Origin of the sequence: Aureimonas populi, from assembly GCF_017815515.1 — a bacterium.
Lineage (GTDB): Bacteria > Pseudomonadota > Alphaproteobacteria > Rhizobiales > Rhizobiaceae > Aureimonas > Aureimonas populi.
Genome location: NZ_CP072611.1, coordinates 2,019,832 through 2,035,096, shown reverse-complemented (window position 1 = coordinate 2,035,096; position 15,265 = coordinate 2,019,832). Strand labels below are relative to the sequence as shown.

General features: G+C 69.1%; 19 protein-coding genes. 7 read left to right on the top strand and 12 right to left on the bottom strand.

Annotation, left to right across the window (positions count from 1 at the left end; translation table 11 throughout):
• Positions 1–14: 14 nt before the first annotated feature.
• Positions 15–905, bottom strand: a complete 891-nt coding sequence (locus J7654_RS09390) for a PhnA-like protein (protein WP_209735655.1) — start codon at positions 903–905, stop codon at positions 15–17.
• A 257-nt stretch (positions 906–1,162) separates the two neighbouring features.
• Here J7654_RS09390 and rpsU point away from each other — a divergent pair, with 257 nt between their 5' ends.
• From rpsU to J7654_RS09375, 3 genes are all read left to right on the top strand, one after another.
• On the top strand, positions 1,163–1,396 hold the full coding sequence (rpsU, locus tag J7654_RS09385; protein ID WP_209735654.1) for a 30S ribosomal protein S21: 234 nt from the start codon (positions 1,163–1,165) through the stop codon (positions 1,394–1,396).
• 190 nt (positions 1,397–1,586) lie between these two features.
• Positions 1,587–2,459: a tetratricopeptide repeat protein gene (locus J7654_RS09380; RefSeq protein ID WP_209735653.1), complete on the top strand. Its 873-nt coding sequence runs from the start codon at positions 1,587–1,589 to the stop codon at positions 2,457–2,459.
• 125 nt (positions 2,460–2,584) lie between these two features.
• The gene (locus J7654_RS09375) at positions 2,585–3,115 is read left to right on the top strand and encodes a DUF992 domain-containing protein (protein WP_209735652.1); all 531 of its coding nucleotides are present in this window, start codon (positions 2,585–2,587) and stop codon (positions 3,113–3,115) included.
• Between the two features lie 73 nt (positions 3,116–3,188).
• Here the strand turns inward: J7654_RS09375 and J7654_RS09370 are convergent, their stop codons facing one another.
• From J7654_RS09370 to J7654_RS09355, 4 genes are read right to left on the bottom strand one after another with little or no spacing between them, the layout of a single operon-like run.
• Complete coding sequence (locus tag J7654_RS09370; RefSeq protein ID WP_209735651.1) at positions 3,189–4,589, bottom strand: NAD(P)(+) transhydrogenase (Re/Si-specific) subunit beta; 1,401 nt, start codon at positions 4,587–4,589, stop codon at positions 3,189–3,191.
• A 4-nt stretch (positions 4,590–4,593) separates the two neighbouring features.
• The gene (locus J7654_RS09365) at positions 4,594–5,007 is read right to left on the bottom strand and encodes a proton-translocating transhydrogenase family protein (RefSeq protein WP_209735650.1); all 414 of its coding nucleotides are present in this window, start codon (positions 5,005–5,007) and stop codon (positions 4,594–4,596) included.
• A complete protein-coding gene (locus J7654_RS09360; protein ID WP_209740389.1) occupies positions 5,007–6,236 on the bottom strand; it encodes a Re/Si-specific NAD(P)(+) transhydrogenase subunit alpha in 1,230 nt (409 codons plus the stop codon). The genes J7654_RS09365 and J7654_RS09360 overlap by 1 nt, the downstream gene beginning before the upstream one ends.
• Before the next feature lie 49 nt (positions 6,237–6,285).
• The gene (locus tag J7654_RS09355; RefSeq protein ID WP_245195445.1) at positions 6,286–6,510 is read right to left on the bottom strand and encodes an aa3-type cytochrome c oxidase subunit IV; all 225 of its coding nucleotides are present in this window, start codon (positions 6,508–6,510) and stop codon (positions 6,286–6,288) included.
• Positions 6,511–6,685: 175 nt separating this feature from the next.
• On the opposite strand from J7654_RS09355, the gene J7654_RS09350 reads away from it, so the two are divergent.
• The gene (locus J7654_RS09350; protein ID WP_209735649.1) at positions 6,686–6,946 is read left to right on the top strand and encodes a hypothetical protein; all 261 of its coding nucleotides are present in this window, start codon (positions 6,686–6,688) and stop codon (positions 6,944–6,946) included.
• A gap of 54 nt (positions 6,947–7,000) precedes the next feature.
• Here the strand turns inward: J7654_RS09350 and J7654_RS09345 are convergent, their stop codons facing one another.
• From J7654_RS09345 to J7654_RS09335, 3 genes are all read right to left on the bottom strand, one after another.
• Positions 7,001–7,564 carry a type 1 glutamine amidotransferase domain-containing protein gene (locus J7654_RS09345; protein ID WP_209735648.1) on the bottom strand — a complete coding sequence of 188 codons (564 nt, stop codon included), beginning with the start codon at positions 7,562–7,564 and terminating at the stop codon, positions 7,001–7,003.
• Positions 7,565–7,683: 119 nt separating this feature from the next.
• Positions 7,684–8,229 carry a regulatory protein RecX gene (locus J7654_RS09340; RefSeq protein ID WP_209735647.1) on the bottom strand — a complete coding sequence of 182 codons (546 nt, stop codon included), beginning with the start codon at positions 8,227–8,229 and terminating at the stop codon, positions 7,684–7,686.
• A gap of 49 nt (positions 8,230–8,278) precedes the next feature.
• Positions 8,279–8,974 carry a chromosome partitioning protein ParA gene (locus tag J7654_RS09335; protein WP_209735646.1) on the bottom strand — a complete coding sequence of 232 codons (696 nt, stop codon included), beginning with the start codon at positions 8,972–8,974 and terminating at the stop codon, positions 8,279–8,281.
• A gap of 298 nt (positions 8,975–9,272) precedes the next feature.
• On the opposite strand from J7654_RS09335, the gene J7654_RS09330 reads away from it, so the two are divergent.
• Positions 9,273–10,022 carry a gamma-glutamyl-gamma-aminobutyrate hydrolase family protein gene (locus J7654_RS09330; RefSeq protein ID WP_209735645.1) on the top strand — a complete coding sequence of 250 codons (750 nt, stop codon included), beginning with the start codon at positions 9,273–9,275 and terminating at the stop codon, positions 10,020–10,022.
• Here J7654_RS09330 and J7654_RS09325 read toward each other — a convergent pair.
• The 4 genes from J7654_RS09325 to J7654_RS09310 all read right to left on the bottom strand — a co-directional run bounded on the left by J7654_RS09325 (position 10,007) and on the right by J7654_RS09310 (position 13,218).
• Positions 10,007–11,071: a nickel/cobalt transporter gene (locus J7654_RS09325; RefSeq protein WP_377946328.1), complete on the bottom strand. Its 1,065-nt coding sequence runs from the start codon at positions 11,069–11,071 to the stop codon at positions 10,007–10,009. The genes J7654_RS09330 and J7654_RS09325 overlap by 16 nt on opposite strands.
• A complete protein-coding gene (locus tag J7654_RS09320; protein ID WP_209735644.1) occupies positions 11,026–11,688 on the bottom strand; it encodes a DUF1007 family protein in 663 nt (220 codons plus the stop codon). Before J7654_RS09320 ends, J7654_RS09325 begins: the two co-directional genes overlap by 46 nt.
• A gap of 72 nt (positions 11,689–11,760) precedes the next feature.
• Positions 11,761–12,267 carry a L,D-transpeptidase gene (locus J7654_RS09315; protein WP_209735643.1) on the bottom strand — a complete coding sequence of 169 codons (507 nt, stop codon included), beginning with the start codon at positions 12,265–12,267 and terminating at the stop codon, positions 11,761–11,763.
• An 18-nt stretch (positions 12,268–12,285) separates the two neighbouring features.
• Entirely contained in the window at positions 12,286–13,218 is a 933-nt protein-coding gene (locus J7654_RS09310; RefSeq protein ID WP_209735642.1) for a LysR family transcriptional regulator, read from the bottom strand.
• Positions 13,219–13,740: 522 nt separating this feature from the next.
• On the opposite strand from J7654_RS09310, the gene odc2 reads away from it, so the two are divergent.
• Both odc2 and J7654_RS09300 read left to right on the top strand, forming a co-directional pair.
• Positions 13,741–14,874 carry an ornithine/lysine decarboxylase gene (gene odc2, locus J7654_RS09305; RefSeq protein ID WP_209735641.1) on the top strand — a complete coding sequence of 378 codons (1,134 nt, stop codon included), beginning with the start codon at positions 13,741–13,743 and terminating at the stop codon, positions 14,872–14,874.
• 85 nt (positions 14,875–14,959) lie between these two features.
• Complete coding sequence (locus J7654_RS09300) at positions 14,960–15,265, top strand: I78 family peptidase inhibitor (protein WP_245195444.1); 306 nt, start codon at positions 14,960–14,962, stop codon at positions 15,263–15,265.

Genomic DNA, 15,265 nt, shown 5'->3' with positions numbered 1-15,265 from the left:
CCGGAAGGACGTGGTCAGTCGCGATAGAGCGGATGCACACGTTCGGGGCGACCAACGATGCCGCCGAGCGCGGCGACGATCGCGCCGAGCAGGAGCGCCACGAAGGCCGCGAAGGCAGCACCCGACAAGGCGTCGGCCGCGGTGCCGGCGGCCTGGCGCGCCTCGGTCACGGCCTGCTCGTACTGGCCCTGGAACTGCGTCAGCCGCTGCTCAGCCTCCGCTTCCGAAATGCCTGCCTGCGAGGCGATGAGCGAGACGGCGGCCTGCCGCTCTTCCGGTGTCGCGTCGGTCTGGACTCCGGCGAAGATCTCGCTCGCAGCAGCCCCCAGATCCTGCGTTCCGGCCGCCTCGCGCGCATCCTGCGCCGCCGCCTCGGCCTGGTCGCCAGCCGCCTGCGCCTGCTGCTCGCCCCGCTCCAGAAGGGCCTCGGCCTGTGCGCGAAGCTGCGGCGGCAGCGCATCGAGCGAATCGGGCGTGATGGAGGCCGTCGCCGAGCCCAGCGACTGCACCGCCCCGCCGAGGGCCGCGAAGGTGCCGCCGACCACGGCGCTGACGCCGCTCGTCAGGAGATAGACGGCCAGGAGCGTGGCCGTCGCCCAGGTGGTGATCCCGTGCAGGGCCGCATCGCGCCGCGCATGAGCGCCGGCAAAGCGCGCCGCCGCATAGGCGCCCGCGAAGGTGGCGACGAGCACGGTGAGAACCGTGTAGATGCCGCTGACGGAGGTCAGCGCCCCGGCCGCCGGGCTCGCGCCCGCCGCCTCCGGGTCGATGGTCGCAAGCCCAATGCCCAGGCCCAGAAGCCCGAGCATGAGCTGGACGACCAGCGTCAGAATGGTGCCGGCAATGATGGCGCCCCAGGAAATACGCCGGAAACCCGGGGATTCGCGCTCGATAATGGTACTCATGGCAGTGACTCCGTTCATGCGGATACGAGCTGCAACGTTCAGCACCACCAGAGATAGAAAGCCGCCGGCGCCGGCTAGGCCTCCCGCGCGTGAAATCGTATCTTTCGAAATTCAAGGGCACCCTCTCGACAAGCCGCCGCGTGCCTGCTAATGGACCCGCCACTTGCGAAAGGCTCCCGCTTTTCGCGAGAGGCCTCTTTCGGTTTTCGATCCGGCCTCTCCAGCCTCGTCGAAACCGCCAGATACGGATCTTTTCCTTGCAGGTACTCGTCCGCGATAACAACGTCGATCAGGCCCTCCGCGCGCTCAAGAAGAAGATGCAGCGCGAGGGTATCTTCCGCGAGATGAAGATGCGGAACTTCTACGAGAAGCCCTCGGAGAAGCGCGCACGCGAAAAGGCCGAAGCGGTGCGCCGCGCCCGCAAGCTGGCGCGCAAGCGCGCCCAGCGCGAAGGCCTCGTTCCCGGCGGCCGTGTGGCGCCCACGCGCTGATACGCCTTCTTTCGGGCGGTTTCGCGAGATAGCGACAAGGCGGGGGCCTTTCGGCCCGCCGCCTTTTTCGTATGCTTGCGGTCGCCATGACCTTGCGGCTCGCCCGGCCGCCGGGGCGGCTTCCCCGGCCCGCAGCCTCGGGCCGCAGGTTTGACAGAACGAACGCACCCCTGCCGGAGGACCAAGCAGCGTGAGCCCGATCGCCTTCCCCATCCGCCGCACCGCTCAAAGGCCCTGCGCCTTGCCGCTTCGCCTGTCGCTCGGGCTGGCCGGCGCGCTTTTCCTCACGGCCTGCCAGTCCGCGACCGGCCCGTCGCTCCAGGCGATCAGCCTCGATCAGGCGCAGGGCTCGGCGGAGAACATCGCCTCGCTCACGGCGGCGGTCAACGCCGACCAGAACAACCCCGAGCCGTACAATGTGCGCGGCAGCGCCTATGCGCGCGGCGGCGACTACCGCCGGGCGCTGGAGGACTTCTCCACCGCCATCCGGCTCGACCCGAACTTCTACCAGGCCTATGCCAACCGGGCGCTGGTCTACCGGCAGACGAACGAGAACGTGCGCGCGGTGGAGGACTACAATCGCGCCCTGCAGATCAATCCGAGCTACGACACCGCCTATATCGGGCGCGGCAACATCTACCGCGTGGCCGGGCGCAACCGCGAGGCGCTCTCGGACTTCCAGCGCGCCATCGACCTCAACACCACCGACCCGCGCGCCTACCACAATCGCGGCCTGCTCTATCAGCTCGACGGACAGCACCGGCAGGCCATCGAGGATTTCTCGGCGGCGATCTCCATCGACGCCAGCTCGCCGGAGCCCTATTCGGGCCGGGCGATCTCCTATGCGGCGCTGAACAATTACGAGGACGCGCGCGCCGATATCAATCACGCGTTGCGGCTGGACGGGAACCGGGCGGAGTTCTGGGTCAACCAGGGCATCGTGCTGGAGGCGTCCAACGAGCGCGAGCGGGCCCGCAGCGCCTTCGCCCGCGCCGCGCAGCTCGACCCGAACTACGCCCCGGCCCGCGAGGGCCTGGCGCGCGTGGGCGGTGCGGGCGCCTGAGGCGCTTCTCCTCACGCGACTCCCCAAGGGCCGGCTTGTCCGGCCCTTTTCATGCCCGCCTCCTGAAACCTCTTGCCCCCGCACATTGTTGTGATGGGACAATCGGTTTGTCAGGAGCAGTTTCCATGTCCCTCCCCCGCCTTGCCCGCAGCCTTGCCGCCGGCTCCGTTCTTCTTGCGGCGGTCAGCGCCGCACCGGCCGCAAACGCGCAGTCCGGGGTCACGCTCGGCTCCCTCACCTGCCTCAGCGAAGGCTCCACGGGCTATATCATCGGTTCGTCGGAAAACGTCGCCTGCACCTTCGAGGCCGTGGGCGGCGGGGCCTCGGAGACCTATGTCGGCACGCTCGAGAAATTCGGGCTCGACATCGGCGTCACCGGCGAGACCGTCATGGAATGGACGGTTCTGGCCGCCTCGTCCGATGTCTACGCGCCGGGCGCGCTGGCCGGGCGCTATGTGGGCGCCAGCGCCAGCGCCTCCTTCGCCATCGGTGCGGGCGCCAATCTCCTCGTCGGCGGTTCTTCGGAAGGCTTCACGCTTCAGCCCGTCAGCCTTCAGGCGCAGGAGGGAGTCAACGCGGCGCTCGGCGTCACCGAATTCACGCTCGCGTCCGCCATTCCGGTCGAGCCGGCGGCCGAGGTGATCGTCGTCCAGTAGGGCACCAAGCCGCAACCGAAAAAGGCCCGCCGGATCGCTCCGGCGGGCCTTTGCGTTTCAAGCCAGCCAGGCGTCAGTTCGCCAGGGCCTTGTTGATGTCCTCGACCATCTTCTTGGCGTCGGCGAAGAGCATCATCGTGTTGGGCTTGTAGAACAGCGTGTTGTCGATGCCGGCATAACCGGAGCCGAGCGAGCGCTTGATGAACAGGCAGGTCTGCGCCTGGTCGACGTTCAGGATCGGCATCCCGTAGATCGGGGAGGTCTTGTCGTCGCGCGCCGCCGGGTTGGTCACGTCGTTGGCGCCGATGACGAAGGCGACGTCCGTCTGGGAGAACTCGGAATTGATGTCGTCCAGCTCGAACACCTCGTCATAGGGCACGTTGGCCTCCGCAAGCAGCACGTTCATGTGGCCCGGCATGCGGCCGGCCACGGGATGGATGGCGTATTTCACCTCCACCCCTTCCGCCTTCAGGAGGTCGGCCATCTCGCGCAGAGCGTGCTGGGCCTGCGCCACGGCCATGCCGTAGCCCGGCACGATGATGACGCGGGAGGCGTTCTTCATCAGATAGGCCGCATCGTCCGCCGAGCCCTGCTTCACCGTGCGGTCGCCAAGGTCCTGAGCCGCCGCCGCGCCGGCATCTCCGCCGAAGCCGCCGAGGATGACGGAGATGAAGGAGCGGTTCATGCCCTTGCACATGATGTAGGACAGGATCGCGCCCGAGGAGCCGACCAGCGCGCCGGTGATGATGAGCGCGAGGTTCTGGAGCGTGAAGCCGATGCCGGCCGCCGCCCAGCCCGAATAGGAGTTCAGCATCGAGACCACGACGGGCATGTCCGCCCCGCCGATGGGCACGATGAGCAGAACGCCCAGCGCCAGCGCCACCACCACGATCAGCCAGAAGGCCAGATGGCTTTCCGTCATCGCGAAGACCACGATCAGGAGCAGCATGGCCGCCCCGAGCGCGATGTTGATGAGGTGGCGCGAGGGCAGCAGGATCGGCTTGCCGCTCATGCGCCCGTCGAGCTTGAGGAAGGCGATGACCGAGCCGGTGAAGGTGATGGCGCCGATGGCCACGCCCAGCGACATCTCCACCAGCGCCTGCCCGTGGATGGCCCCGACGGAGCCGATGCCGATCGATTCGGGGGCGTAGAGGGCCGCGGCCGCCACCGCCACGGCCGCAAGGCCCACGAGCGAGTGAAAGGCCGCGACGAGCTGGGGCATCGCCGTCATCGGGATGGAGCGGGCCACATAGGCGCCGATGCCGCCGCCGATGGCCACGCCTATGACGATGATCAGCAGCCCGCCGAAGGAGGGGCCGGCCAGGAAGAGCGTCGTCAGCACGGCCACGCCCATGCCGATCATGCCGAAGAGGTTGCCCTGCCGCGAGGTGGTGGGGTGCGACAGGCCGCGAAGCGCCAGGATGAACAGGACGCCGGAGACGAGATAGAGGAAGGCCGCGAAGCTTTCGGACATGGCCTTACTTCTCTTTTTTCTTGTACATGGCCAGCATCCGCTGGGTGACGAGGAAGCCGCCGAAGATGTTGACGCTGGCCAGCACGAGGCCGACGAAGCCGAAGGTCGTGGCAAGGCCAGAGGAGGAGATGCCCACCGTCAGCAGCGCGCCGACGATGATGACCGAGGAGATGGCGTTGGTGACGCTCATCAACGGCGTGTGCAGGGCCGGCGTGACCGACCAGACGACATAGTAGCCCACGAAGATCGCCATCACGAAAATGGCGAGGTGAAAGACGAAGGGATTCACCGCCGCCTGGGCCAGAAGCTCGCCGCCACGTTCGGCGGCCAGCGTCTCGACATTCTGCCGGGCGGCGGACACCGCGGCGGCGGCGCTGTCCAGCGCCGCGCGGGTTTGCTGGAGGGTCTCGTGTTCCATCAGGCTTCTCCCTCCGGCTTCTTCTCGCTGCCGGCCTCGACCTCGGCGGCGGCGGATGCATCCTCGCCCTCGCTCACGGGCACCGGCGTCTCATCCTCGACGGACAGGAAGGCGGGGTGCACGACCCGCCCGTCATGCGTCAGCGCCGTCGCCTTTTGAAGCTCCTCGGCGAGGTCCAGCTTCAGCGCCTTGGCATCCTTGTCGATCAAGGTCTCCAGGAAGGCGGCGATGTTCTTGGCGTAGAGCAGCGAGGCGGTCGCCGCGATACGGCCCGCCACGTTCAGGTGGCCGACGATCCTGGCCGGCCCCACCTGCGCCACCTCGCCCGGAACGGCGCCCTCCACATTGCCGCCGCGCTCCACCGCCAGGTCGACGATGACCGAGCCGGGCTTCATGGATTCCACCATGGCGCGCGTCACGAGGCGCGGCGCGGGGCGGCCGGGAATGAGCGCGGTGGTGATCACCACGTCCTGCTTGGCGATGTGCGAGGCGGTCAGCTCGGCCTGCTTGGCCTGATACTCCGCCGACATCTGCTTGGCGTAGCCGCCGGCCGTCTCGGCTGCCTTGAACTCCTCGTCCTCCACCGCGATGAACTTGGCGCCGAGGCTCTCCACCTGCTCCTTGGCGGCCGGGCGCACGTCGGTGGCCGTCACCACGGCGCCGAGGCGGCGCGCGGTGGCGATGGCCTGGAGCCCGGCGACGCCCGCGCCCATCACGAAGACGCGCGCGGCCGGGACGGTGCCGGCCGCCGTCATCATCATCGGGAAGGCGCGGTCGAACTCGGCCGCCGCGTCCAGCACCGCCTGGTAGCCGGCAAGGTTGGCCTGGCTGGACAGAACGTCCATCACCTGCGCGCGGGTGATGCGCGGCATGAGTTCCATGGCGAAGGCGGTGAGGCCCGCATCTCCCATGGCCTTCACGTCCGCCTCGTTGCCGTAGGGGTCCATGATGGCGATGACGACGGCGCCGCGCTTGTAGGAGGATATCTCCCGCGCGTTCGGCCGGCGCACCTTCAGCACCACATCGGCCTCGCGCGCGTCCTCGGCCGAGCCGATCCTGGCGCCGGCAGCCTCGAAGGCCGGATCGGTCATGCGCGAAGCCTCGCCCGCTCCCGCCTCGACCACGATCTCGGCCCCCAGGCCCGCCAGCTTCCTGACGGTGTCCGGGGACGCGGCGACTCGCGTCTCGCCCCCTTCCCGCTCGCGCGGCACGAACAATTTCATTGCTATTCCCCCTGGGGCCCCGATCCCCTGCGCCGGCTTACCGCCGCGCGCCTCGTCAACTCAATACGTAAGACAGGACGGCGGTGCTCGCGACGAAGACGAAGACGCTGCCGATGACGCCCCAGGAGCCGATGAGCCCGGCGAGCATGCCCAGAAGGATGGCGACCGTCACGATCGTGCCGTACTTCACCAGCCAGAGGAAGCGCGTGTAAGTTCTCTCGTGCTCGGCATAGTCCATGGCGGCGTATGTGATCGGCTCGTTCTTCAACTCTTCGGCCAAAGCGCCCTCCGTTCGTGCGGCATATCCTATGTCACCCGGTCACATATACGAAAGCGGCGAGCGCTAGCAAACCGTTCCGCACGCCGGCCCGCGAGAACTTCGCTCCGGCGGCGTGGAACCTTGGCCCCGCGCTGACCGCTTCCTTCTCCGAACGCAACCGGTGGAGGAGTTCGCCATGGCCGACGAGACGAAGAACAGGCGCGACGACGCGAGGCTGGACGCCAGCCTCAGCGTGCTCGGTGACGAGGGCAAGGAGCCCCACGTGGGGCGGGTCGGCGACACGCCCATCCGGAAGGAAGGGACCAGCCTCGAGGAGGAACTGGCGAAGGGCGAGGCCCGCTCCGGCGAGGGCAGCCACGAGCAGGCGAGCGAGCAGGCCGCCAAGGACGCGATCCGCGCGGAAGTGGACCGCTTCGGCAAGTCCCCGACATCCTGACGCGAAGAGGGGCGCCTTGCGGCGCCCCTCTTCCATCTCCGCGGATGGCGCGCCTCAGGCGGCCTGGCGCTGCTCGTGGCGGCCTTCCTCGACCTCCTCGATGATCTTGGCGATGAAGGCCGGCAGGTCGTTCGGATTGCGAGAAGTGATGAGCGCCTCGTCCGTGACGACCTCGGCGTCCTGCCAGCGGCCGCCGGCATTGACGATATCGGTCCTGATCGACTTGTAGGAGGTGACGTCGCGGCCCTCGATGACGCCGGCCTCGACCAGCAGCCACGGCCCGTGACAGATCGCCGCGAGCGTCTTCTTGGTGTTGTAGAAGTCGTGGACGAATTTCACCGCCGTCTCGTCCGCGCGCAGCACGTCCGGGTTGATCTGGCCGCCCGGCAGCACGAGGGCGTCGTATTCCTCGACCCTGGCGTCCTTCACCAGGCGATCGACCTTGACGCTGTCGCCCCAGTCCTTCTCGTCCCAGCCCTTGATCTCGCCGTCCTTCAGCGACAGCACCTCGACGGTGGCGCCCGCCTCGCGCAGCTTCTGCAGCGGCTGCATCAGTTCCGACTGCTCGAAACCGTCGGTTGCGAGAATGGCGATCCTGGCGTTCCTGATGCTCGGCATCTCAAATCTCCTTGTCGGCGAATCGCGATGCCGCGGGAGGCGGCGTCGCAGGATTCGCGTGTTGGGGGTTCGAGACGAAAACGGCCTGGGCTCGGGGCGGTTCCCTCTCCGTGGCTGCCTTACGAAAACGCATCCTCCGCCGCCCCGTCGATCACCGGCGCGGCGACCTCGAAGGAGAAGCCGGCGCGAATCATCGCGGCGAGGTCGCGGTCGCGGCGCTCACCCCGCTCACGCGTGCGCCAGGGGCCGAGCCGGCGGCGGCGGGCATAGGCGCGCGCGGCCTCCTCCTCGCTGGTCTCGTCGGCCGCCAGCGCGCCTTCCAGCGTCTGCCGGTCCACCCCCTTCTGGCGCAGCCGGGCCTCGGCCTGCCGGCGGGAAGCTCCGCGCCTCCTGAGGCTTGCAAGCTTCGCCTCCGCAAAGCCGGCGTCGTCCAGCAGCTTCAGCTCCGTCAGCCGGTCGAGCACCTCCTCGATGGGGCCCGAGACGTCCCGGGGCTCCTCCTCCCGCAGGACGAAGCGGCGTGCCGCCTTGCGCTCCAGGATGCGCTTCAGGTTGCCGCGCGAGGAGGCGTAGCGTTCGAGATAATGCGTGGCCGCCCGCCAGAGATAATCGGGCGTCACCGCGCTCTTGCGCGGGCGGGCGGCGGGCTCCTGAGGCTCATCCATGACGCCTTCTGGCACGTCCGGGCCGGGAAGCGAAAGCGGCGGCGGGGCCTCAGGCCGCCTGCGCCATGGGCTCGCCGGCCTCGTCCTCGCGCGCAGCCCCCAGAATGCCGACCTCGTAGGCGAGGGTCGCCGCCTCGGCCCGCGCGCGGTCGAGGCCGGGGGCGGCGTCCTCCGGGAGGCTGAAGATGGTGCCGCCATGCAGGAACGGCGCCTCGTAGGCCGCGCGCTGCATGAGGCCGATCTCCAGGCGCGGGGTGGTGCTGCGGCCCATCATGGCTTCGATGGCGCGCGCGACGCGGCTGGGAATGGTGGCGATGGCGCTGGCCACGAAGGCGCGGTCGCGCCCGCGCCGCCCCTTGCCGGCATCGCCGGCCAGAAGCGTGTCGGTGAGCAGCGCGGCGCAGACCGACAGCGGCGAGAAGCGCACGGGGATCAGCGCCCGGTCGCAGAGCCGGGCGGCGGCGCGAATCATCTCCGGCTGGTCGCCGGCATCGATGATGGCGAGGTCGCCCCGGCGGCGCGCGGCGCGCACGATGCGCTCCAGCGCCGCCTCGTCGCCGGCCGCCTCGACGGTGCAGGAGGCCGGACGGCCGGGCTTCTCGCCCCAGGCCACGAGATCGCGGTCGCGCGCCGCGTCGATCAGCACCACCGGAATCTCGGCGGCGGCGGCGACGGCGGCAAGGGAGAGCGCGAGCGTGGTGGTGCCGGAGGTCTTCAGCGACCCGATGGCGATCACGGGAATCATGGCGACATTCCTATGGCGTGGAGCGAAAGGCCCGGCCTTCCGCGCCTGGGACAAAGCGGGTTTGAAGGAGAACGGCCGCCGGCTTTTCAGGGGGCCCGCGCCGCGCCGTCTCGCGCTTCCCGTCCTCCTCGCCGGCGCTCCGCGAACTCGGATACGCGGGTCCGATTCATCTGCCGGTATGGTTAATGAGAGGTTAACGGCGCGGCTTGCGAAGGGGCGGCTCAAGCCATGCTCCAGCCTTGCGGATCGCGGCGCGAGAGAGCATGAGGCGGCGGTTGCACCCGCCAAGGCCCTTTTCATGACCCTGCCGCTTCTCGTCGCCGTTCCCGCCGATGTCCGTGCCTTCGAGACCTATGTCTGGCATTGCAGCCCGGACACCTATCTCAAGGCGATCCTGAAGGGGGCGGGCGCGGTGCCGGTGATCGTGCCGGCGCTGTCGGAGGGGTTCGACGTGGAGGCCCTGCTGTCGCGCTTCGACGGCGTGCTGACGACCGGCTCGGCCTCCAACGTCCACCCCGAGCGTTACGGCGTGGCGCCCTCGGCGCGGCACGAGCCCTATGACCGGGACCGCGACACGCTCTCGGTGGCGATGATCCGCGGCGCGGTGCGCCTCGGCCTCCCGCTGCTGGCCATCTGCCGGGGGCACCAGGAGCTGAACGTCGCCTTCGGCGGCACGCTGGCCACGGAAATCCAGGAGCTGGACGGCCGCCACGACCACCGCGCGCCCGAACTTCCCGAACAGGCGGAACGCTTCGCCATCCGCCATCCGGTGCGGGTGGAAGCGGGCGGGCGGTTGCGGGAGATCGTCGGGGCCGAGGAGATTCGCGTCAACTCGCTGCACCGCCAGGCCGTCGACCGGTTGGGCGAGGGCCTGGCGGTGGAAGCGCGTGCCGAAGACGGCACGGTCGAGGCGGTCTCGGTGGCGGGCGCCGAAGGCTTCACCCTCGGCGTTCAATGGCACCCGGAATATTGGGTGGAGAGCGACCCCGCCTCGGCGGCGATCTTCCGCGCCTTCGGCGCGGCCTGCCGCGCCTACAGGGGAAGCTGAAGCCCGCCGGCCAGGAGCGCGAGCCCCAGGAGAAGCAGGAGCGCGGCCCCCGCGATCTCGATCGCGTCGCGCAGGAAGGCCCCTTGCGAGCCGCCCAGTCGCAGCGCGATGTCCTTTGAGTAGACGGCGAGGCAGGCCAGCGCCGCCACGGTGATCGCCGTGCCCATCGCCATGGCGAGGACTGACAGGACGCCCGCCAGATAGAGGCCGTTCACCAGCGAGAAGGTGAGGACGACGATGGCGCCCGAGCAGGGGCGCAGGCCCACCGCCAGCACCGCCGAGGCGGCCGAACGCAGGCCGAAGCGCTCGCCGGACAGCAGCGCCGGGTCGGCCATATGGGCGCGCCCGCAACCGCAAGCCTCGCCCGCCGGATCGCGGCAGACATCGGCGGCGATCCCGCCTGAGGCGGGGCGCATGATAGGGCCGGCGCCTGCACCGCCGCCGGCGAAGGACAGCCCGCCGGTGGCCGGCGCGGGCGCCCGCGCGGCGCGGCGCGTCCACAGCGCCCGCAGCTTCGCCAGGAGCAGCCCCGCGCCGAACACCGCCACCAATGCGTAGGAGGCCAGTTCCATCCAGCGGCCGGCCTGCGTCATGGTCACGGCCGAGCCGCGCAGGAGATACCAGCCCACCCCCACCAGCGCGAGCGCGGCCAGCGCCTGCACCAGCGCCGAGACGAAGGAGAGGAGGACGCCGCGCCGCAGGGCGACCTCGTTCGCCAGCATGTAGGTGGAGATCACGGCCTTGCCGTGCCCCGGCCCGGCGGCATGGAACACGCCGTAGGCGAAGGACAGGGCCACCAGCCACCAGAGCCCGGCCGAGCCGCCGCGCAGGCCGACGAGTGCGGCACGAAGGCCGGCGAAGAACTCCTGCTGCTTCACGGCGATCCAGGTGAAGAGTGCGCCCGAGCCCGGCTGCACCGCCACCTCCGCGTTGCCGATGCCCAGCGGCGACTGCGCCAGCGCCGGCCCGGCGGCCGCCAGAAGGGCGGCAACGGCCAGCCGGCTCAGCCGCATGTGACCCTCGCCCTGGTGGAGAGGATGCTGCCCCATTCCACCCCGTCCTCGGGAATCGACTGGTCGGGCCCCAGCATGGATATCTCGGCCATCCACTCCTGCGCGGCGGCGTCGGGGTCCGGCACGTCCACGGCCATGGCGCAATTGCCGGGCATGTCTAGAAGCTGGAAGGCGCCCTCCCCCGCGAAGTCGAAGGCGACGAAGAAGCTGTCGTCGAAGACGGAGAAGGTCGCCGGCGTCGCCTTCAGGTCGATCTCCTCGTCCGCCGCCATCTCGAAGAACATCAGGAGCTGCCCCTCCTGGTAGAGGGTGCGGATCTGGTCGGGCGCGCGCATTTTCACCTCGCGGCCGGCGATCTCCACGAAGGTGTAGAAGCCCCATTCGGCCAGCGATTCGCGCACCACCGCGCCGATCGCGTCCAGTTCCTCCTCGTCGAGCCGGCCGTCGCGGTTCCGGTCGAAGTCGAAGAGCACGGAGGAGGAGAAGAGTTCGTCCATGCGCCAGATATTGCGCACGGAAGCCAGCCGGCCCTCCGGCGTGCCGACGATCTCCATGCGCGCCTCGGCGAACACATGCGGATGGGCGAGCGCCTGCGGCGCGGTGCAGACGGCAGCCAGGGCCGTGGCGGCAATCCCAAGGCGGCAATGCTTCAAGACGAGGTCCCCTCCTTACCGGAGGCTCTTATGACCCGCCAAGATTGACCGAACTTTGAAAGCCGGGATGGCTTATCGCAGGACCACGACCTGCGCGCCCACATGCACGCGCTCGAACAGGTCGATCACATCTGCGTTGCGCATCCTGAAACAGCCGGCCGAGGCGGCGGAGCCGATGGAGTTGGGCGAGTTGGTGCCGTGGATGCGGTAGGTGCCCCAGCCCAGATTAAGGGCGCGCTGGCCGAGCGGGTTGGACGGGCCGGGGCCGATGGAGGCGGGAAGGCGCGGATTGCTGCGGCGCATGGAGGGCGTGGGCACCCAGGTCGGGTCCACGCGCTTCTTGGACACCCAGCTCTCGCCGAACCACTGCTCGCTCGGCTTGCCCACGGCGATGTCGTATTTCAACGCCGTCTGCGGCCCGGTCACGAGGAAGAGCTGGCGCGCGCCCGTCATCACCACGATGGTGCCGGCCTCGTAATCCCCCACGAAGATGGTCTCGCGCGGATCGGAGGGCGCGGCGAGCGCCGCCGCCGGCATCAGCGCAAGGCAGAGAAGGAACAGGCGGGCAAGGCGGCGCATAGGGGACGGCTCCACGCATCACGCGGGCGTCAGTTCGTCCTTCGCCTCGCGTGAGGGCTCATTCTTGCGGAACCAGCTTGCCAAGAAGTCAACGAAGAGGCGCGTTCGGGCGGGAAGATGCCGGCGATGGGGGAAGACGGCGTAGATGCCCGCGCCCTGTGGCGTGAAATCCTCCAGGATCCGCACCAGCCGCCCGCTCTCCAGATCGCCCTTCACCACGAATTCGGGCGCCAGCGACACGCCCAGCCCGGCGCGCGTGGCCGCGCGCACGGTGATGGGCGAATTGGCGCAGAACCGGCCGGTGACGTTGACCGGAATCGGCTCGCCCGTGGCGGGGTCGGTGAAGGTCCAGTTGTTGAGCGAACGGGCATTGGAATCCACCACCGCCGGCAGGCTGGAGAGCTCGCGCGGATGGGTGGGGCGGCCGTGCCTGGCGATGAAGTCCGGGCTGGCGCAGATCACCATGCCGAGCGACCCCAGCCGCCGGGCGATCAGCGAGGAATCGGGCAGGCGCGTCATGCGAATCGCGACGTCGTAGCCCTCCTCGACCAGATTGACGAAATTGTCGTCGAGATGGATGTCGAGGGTGATGTCGGGGTGGGCAAGCGCGAACTCCACCAGCGAATGCCCGCATTCGGCATCGCCGAAGGTGCGCGCGGCCGAGACGCGAATCGTGCCCTTCGTCTCGCCGGTCGCCTCGCGCGCCTCCTCGTTCAGGCTTTCCAGGTCCGACAGGATCGTGGCGGCGCGCGAGAAATAGACCTCCCCCGCCGCCGTCAGCGCCACCTGGCGCGTGGTGCGGTTGATGAGAAGGACACCCAGCTCGTCCTCCAGCTCGCGCACATATTTGGAGAGCAGCGCCTTGGAGCGGCCCGTCTTGCGCGCGGCCGCCGAGAAACCCTCGTTCTCCACCACGGCGATGAAGGCGCGCATGCGCGTCAGCGTGTCCATCCCGGTCTCCTTCGCTCGCCCGCGACGCCGCGCCGTTCGGGATGCGCAAGTTCGGGCGAGCTTGCACGAAAATCAATGGCCGCGATTTTTACCATTGTGTGTGACGGCGCGCTTTTCTATATCGCGGCTGCCCCATGTCGCACGTGCCTGTGGGCGTCCCCCGGTCCTCAAATGCGAGGGTTGCCGGGACGGTACCTGGACGTAACACATCCAGTCGGTTTCGCGGCTAGCGAAAACGAGGACGCCTTGAAGCAACGACGGTCCGGGCCTTTCTGGTCTCTCCCGGTCTCCACCACCGGGAAAACTGAAGAGGCACACCATCCTTGCCAGAAGTGCGGCGGGTCCAAGCCCTCCAAGCCACGGCAGACTAAGACGCGCGGTCGATCCGTTTCCTGTCGGAACGGCTCGCGCAACGTTGACGCGTTTCGCGTCCCTTCCCGTCGAGCCGGCTTCACCGCCGTCCGGCGACCGGAGGCGCGCACGCATCTTGTCCCTGCCCGGTTTCCCAAGGGAGAGCTGAAGATGGCCACCCAACGCATCGTCGATTTCCTCAGCCAGCGACGACCGATGAGCCCTTGCCTCGTGGTCGATCTCGACGTCGTGCGCGAGAATTTCAACGGCTTTCGCCGCGCGCTGCCCGATTCCTCGATCTTCTACGCGGTAAAGGCCAATCCTGCCCCGCAGATTCTCGCGCTGCTCGCCGCGCTCGGCTCCTCCTTCGATTGCGCCTCGGTCGCCGAGATCGAGATGGCGCTCGAGGCCGGGGCCAGCGCGGGCCGCATTTCCTACGGCAACACCATCAAGAAGGAGCGCGACGTGGCGCGCGCCCACGGGCTCGGCGTCTCGCTCTTTGCCGTGGACTGTGTGGAGGAGGTGGAGAAGATCGCCCGCGCCGCTCCCGGCGCCCGCGTCTTCTGCCGCGTCCTTACCGATGGCGAGGGCGCCGAGTGGCCCCTGTCGCGCAAGTTCGGCTGCGTGCCGGAGATGGCGATCGAGGTGCTGGAGCACGCCCATCGCCTCGGCCTGGTGGCCACCGGCGTCTCCTTCCATGTCGGCTCGCAGCAGACGGACACGCAGGCCTGGGACGGGGCACTGGCCGATGCGGCGCATGTCTTCCAGCGGCTGGCCGAGCGTGGCATCGCGCTCACGCTCGTCAACATGGGCGGCGGCTTCCCCACGCGCTACCTGAAGGACGTGCCGAGCGCCGAGGCTTACGGCCGCTCGATCTTCGAGGGGCTGAAGCGCCATTTCGGCAATGCGCTGCCCGAGACGATCATCGAGCCGGGCCGCGGCATGGTGGGCGATGCCGGGGTCATCAAGGCCGAGGTGGTGCTCGTCTCGAAGAAGTCCGCGAGCGACGAGAACCGCTGGGTCTATCTCGACATCGGAAAGTTCGGCGGGCTGGCGGAGACGATGGACGAGGCGATCCGCTACCCCATCGTCACCGCGCGGGACCGGGACGCCAAGAGCCCCTGCGTGCTGGCCGGGCCGACCTGCGATTCGGCCGACGTGCTCTACGAGAAGACGCCCTATCCCCTGCCCGTCTCGCTGACGGTGGGAGACGAGGTGCTGATCGAGGGAACGGGGGCCTATACGACGACCTACGCCTCGGTCGCATTCAACGGCTTCGAGCCGCTGCGCGCCTACGTCATCTGACGCCGGGCGCCGATGATGGGGTTCTGCCCCATCATCGGCCAGAATCCCGTCCAGTCTGCGGTCCCCGAACAAGGAGGATCGTTCGATGACTTGCAGGACCATGAAGCCCCTTTCCGGCGCGGCCGCGATGGCCGCCCTGCTGGCGCTGGCGGGCTGCACCGCCACCGCGCAGCCGGAGACGCCCGCGCCGGGCCTTTGCAACCCCGAGGCCGCCGAGCGCATGGCTGGCCAGGCGCGCGTTTCGGATGCGCAGGCCCTTCGCCTGACGGGCGCGACGACGGTCCGCCAGATCGCGCCGGGCCAACCCGTCACGGAAGATTACCGCCCGGAGCGCGTCACCGTGGCGACGGACCCGGCCACGGGCCGGATCGTGAGCGCCTCCTGCGGCTGA

Coding starts and splice junctions, on each gene's coding strand:
- J7654_RS09340 (WP_209735647.1), bottom strand. CDS start 8,229: ATGGATGAGCCTCAGGAGCCCGCCGCCCGCCCGCGCAAGAGCGCGGTG.
- J7654_RS09315 (WP_209735643.1), bottom strand. CDS start 12,267: ATGCGCCGCCTTGCCCGCCTGTTCCTTCTCTGCCTTGCGCTGATGCCG.
- odc2 (WP_209735641.1), top strand. CDS start 13,741: ATGGCCACCCAACGCATCGTCGATTTCCTCAGCCAGCGACGACCGATG.
- J7654_RS09350 (WP_209735649.1), top strand. CDS start 6,686: ATGGCCGACGAGACGAAGAACAGGCGCGACGACGCGAGGCTGGACGCC.
- J7654_RS09375 (WP_209735652.1), top strand. CDS start 2,585: ATGTCCCTCCCCCGCCTTGCCCGCAGCCTTGCCGCCGGCTCCGTTCTT.
- J7654_RS09335 (WP_209735646.1), bottom strand. CDS start 8,974: ATGATTCCCGTGATCGCCATCGGGTCGCTGAAGACCTCCGGCACCACC.
- J7654_RS09370 (WP_209735651.1), bottom strand. CDS start 4,589: ATGTCCGAAAGCTTCGCGGCCTTCCTCTATCTCGTCTCCGGCGTCCTG.
- J7654_RS09365 (WP_209735650.1), bottom strand. CDS start 5,007: ATGGAACACGAGACCCTCCAGCAAACCCGCGCGGCGCTGGACAGCGCC.
- J7654_RS09345 (WP_209735648.1), bottom strand. CDS start 7,564: ATGCCGAGCATCAGGAACGCCAGGATCGCCATTCTCGCAACCGACGGT.
- J7654_RS09325 (WP_377946328.1), bottom strand. CDS start 11,071: ATGGGGCAGCATCCTCTCCACCAGGGCGAGGGTCACATGCGGCTGAGC.
- J7654_RS09390 (WP_209735655.1), bottom strand. CDS start 905: ATGAGTACCATTATCGAGCGCGAATCCCCGGGTTTCCGGCGTATTTCC.
- J7654_RS09310 (WP_209735642.1), bottom strand. CDS start 13,218: ATGGACACGCTGACGCGCATGCGCGCCTTCATCGCCGTGGTGGAGAAC.
- J7654_RS09330 (WP_209735645.1), top strand. CDS start 9,273: ATGACCCTGCCGCTTCTCGTCGCCGTTCCCGCCGATGTCCGTGCCTTC.
- J7654_RS09300 (WP_245195444.1), top strand. CDS start 14,960: ATGACTTGCAGGACCATGAAGCCCCTTTCCGGCGCGGCCGCGATGGCC.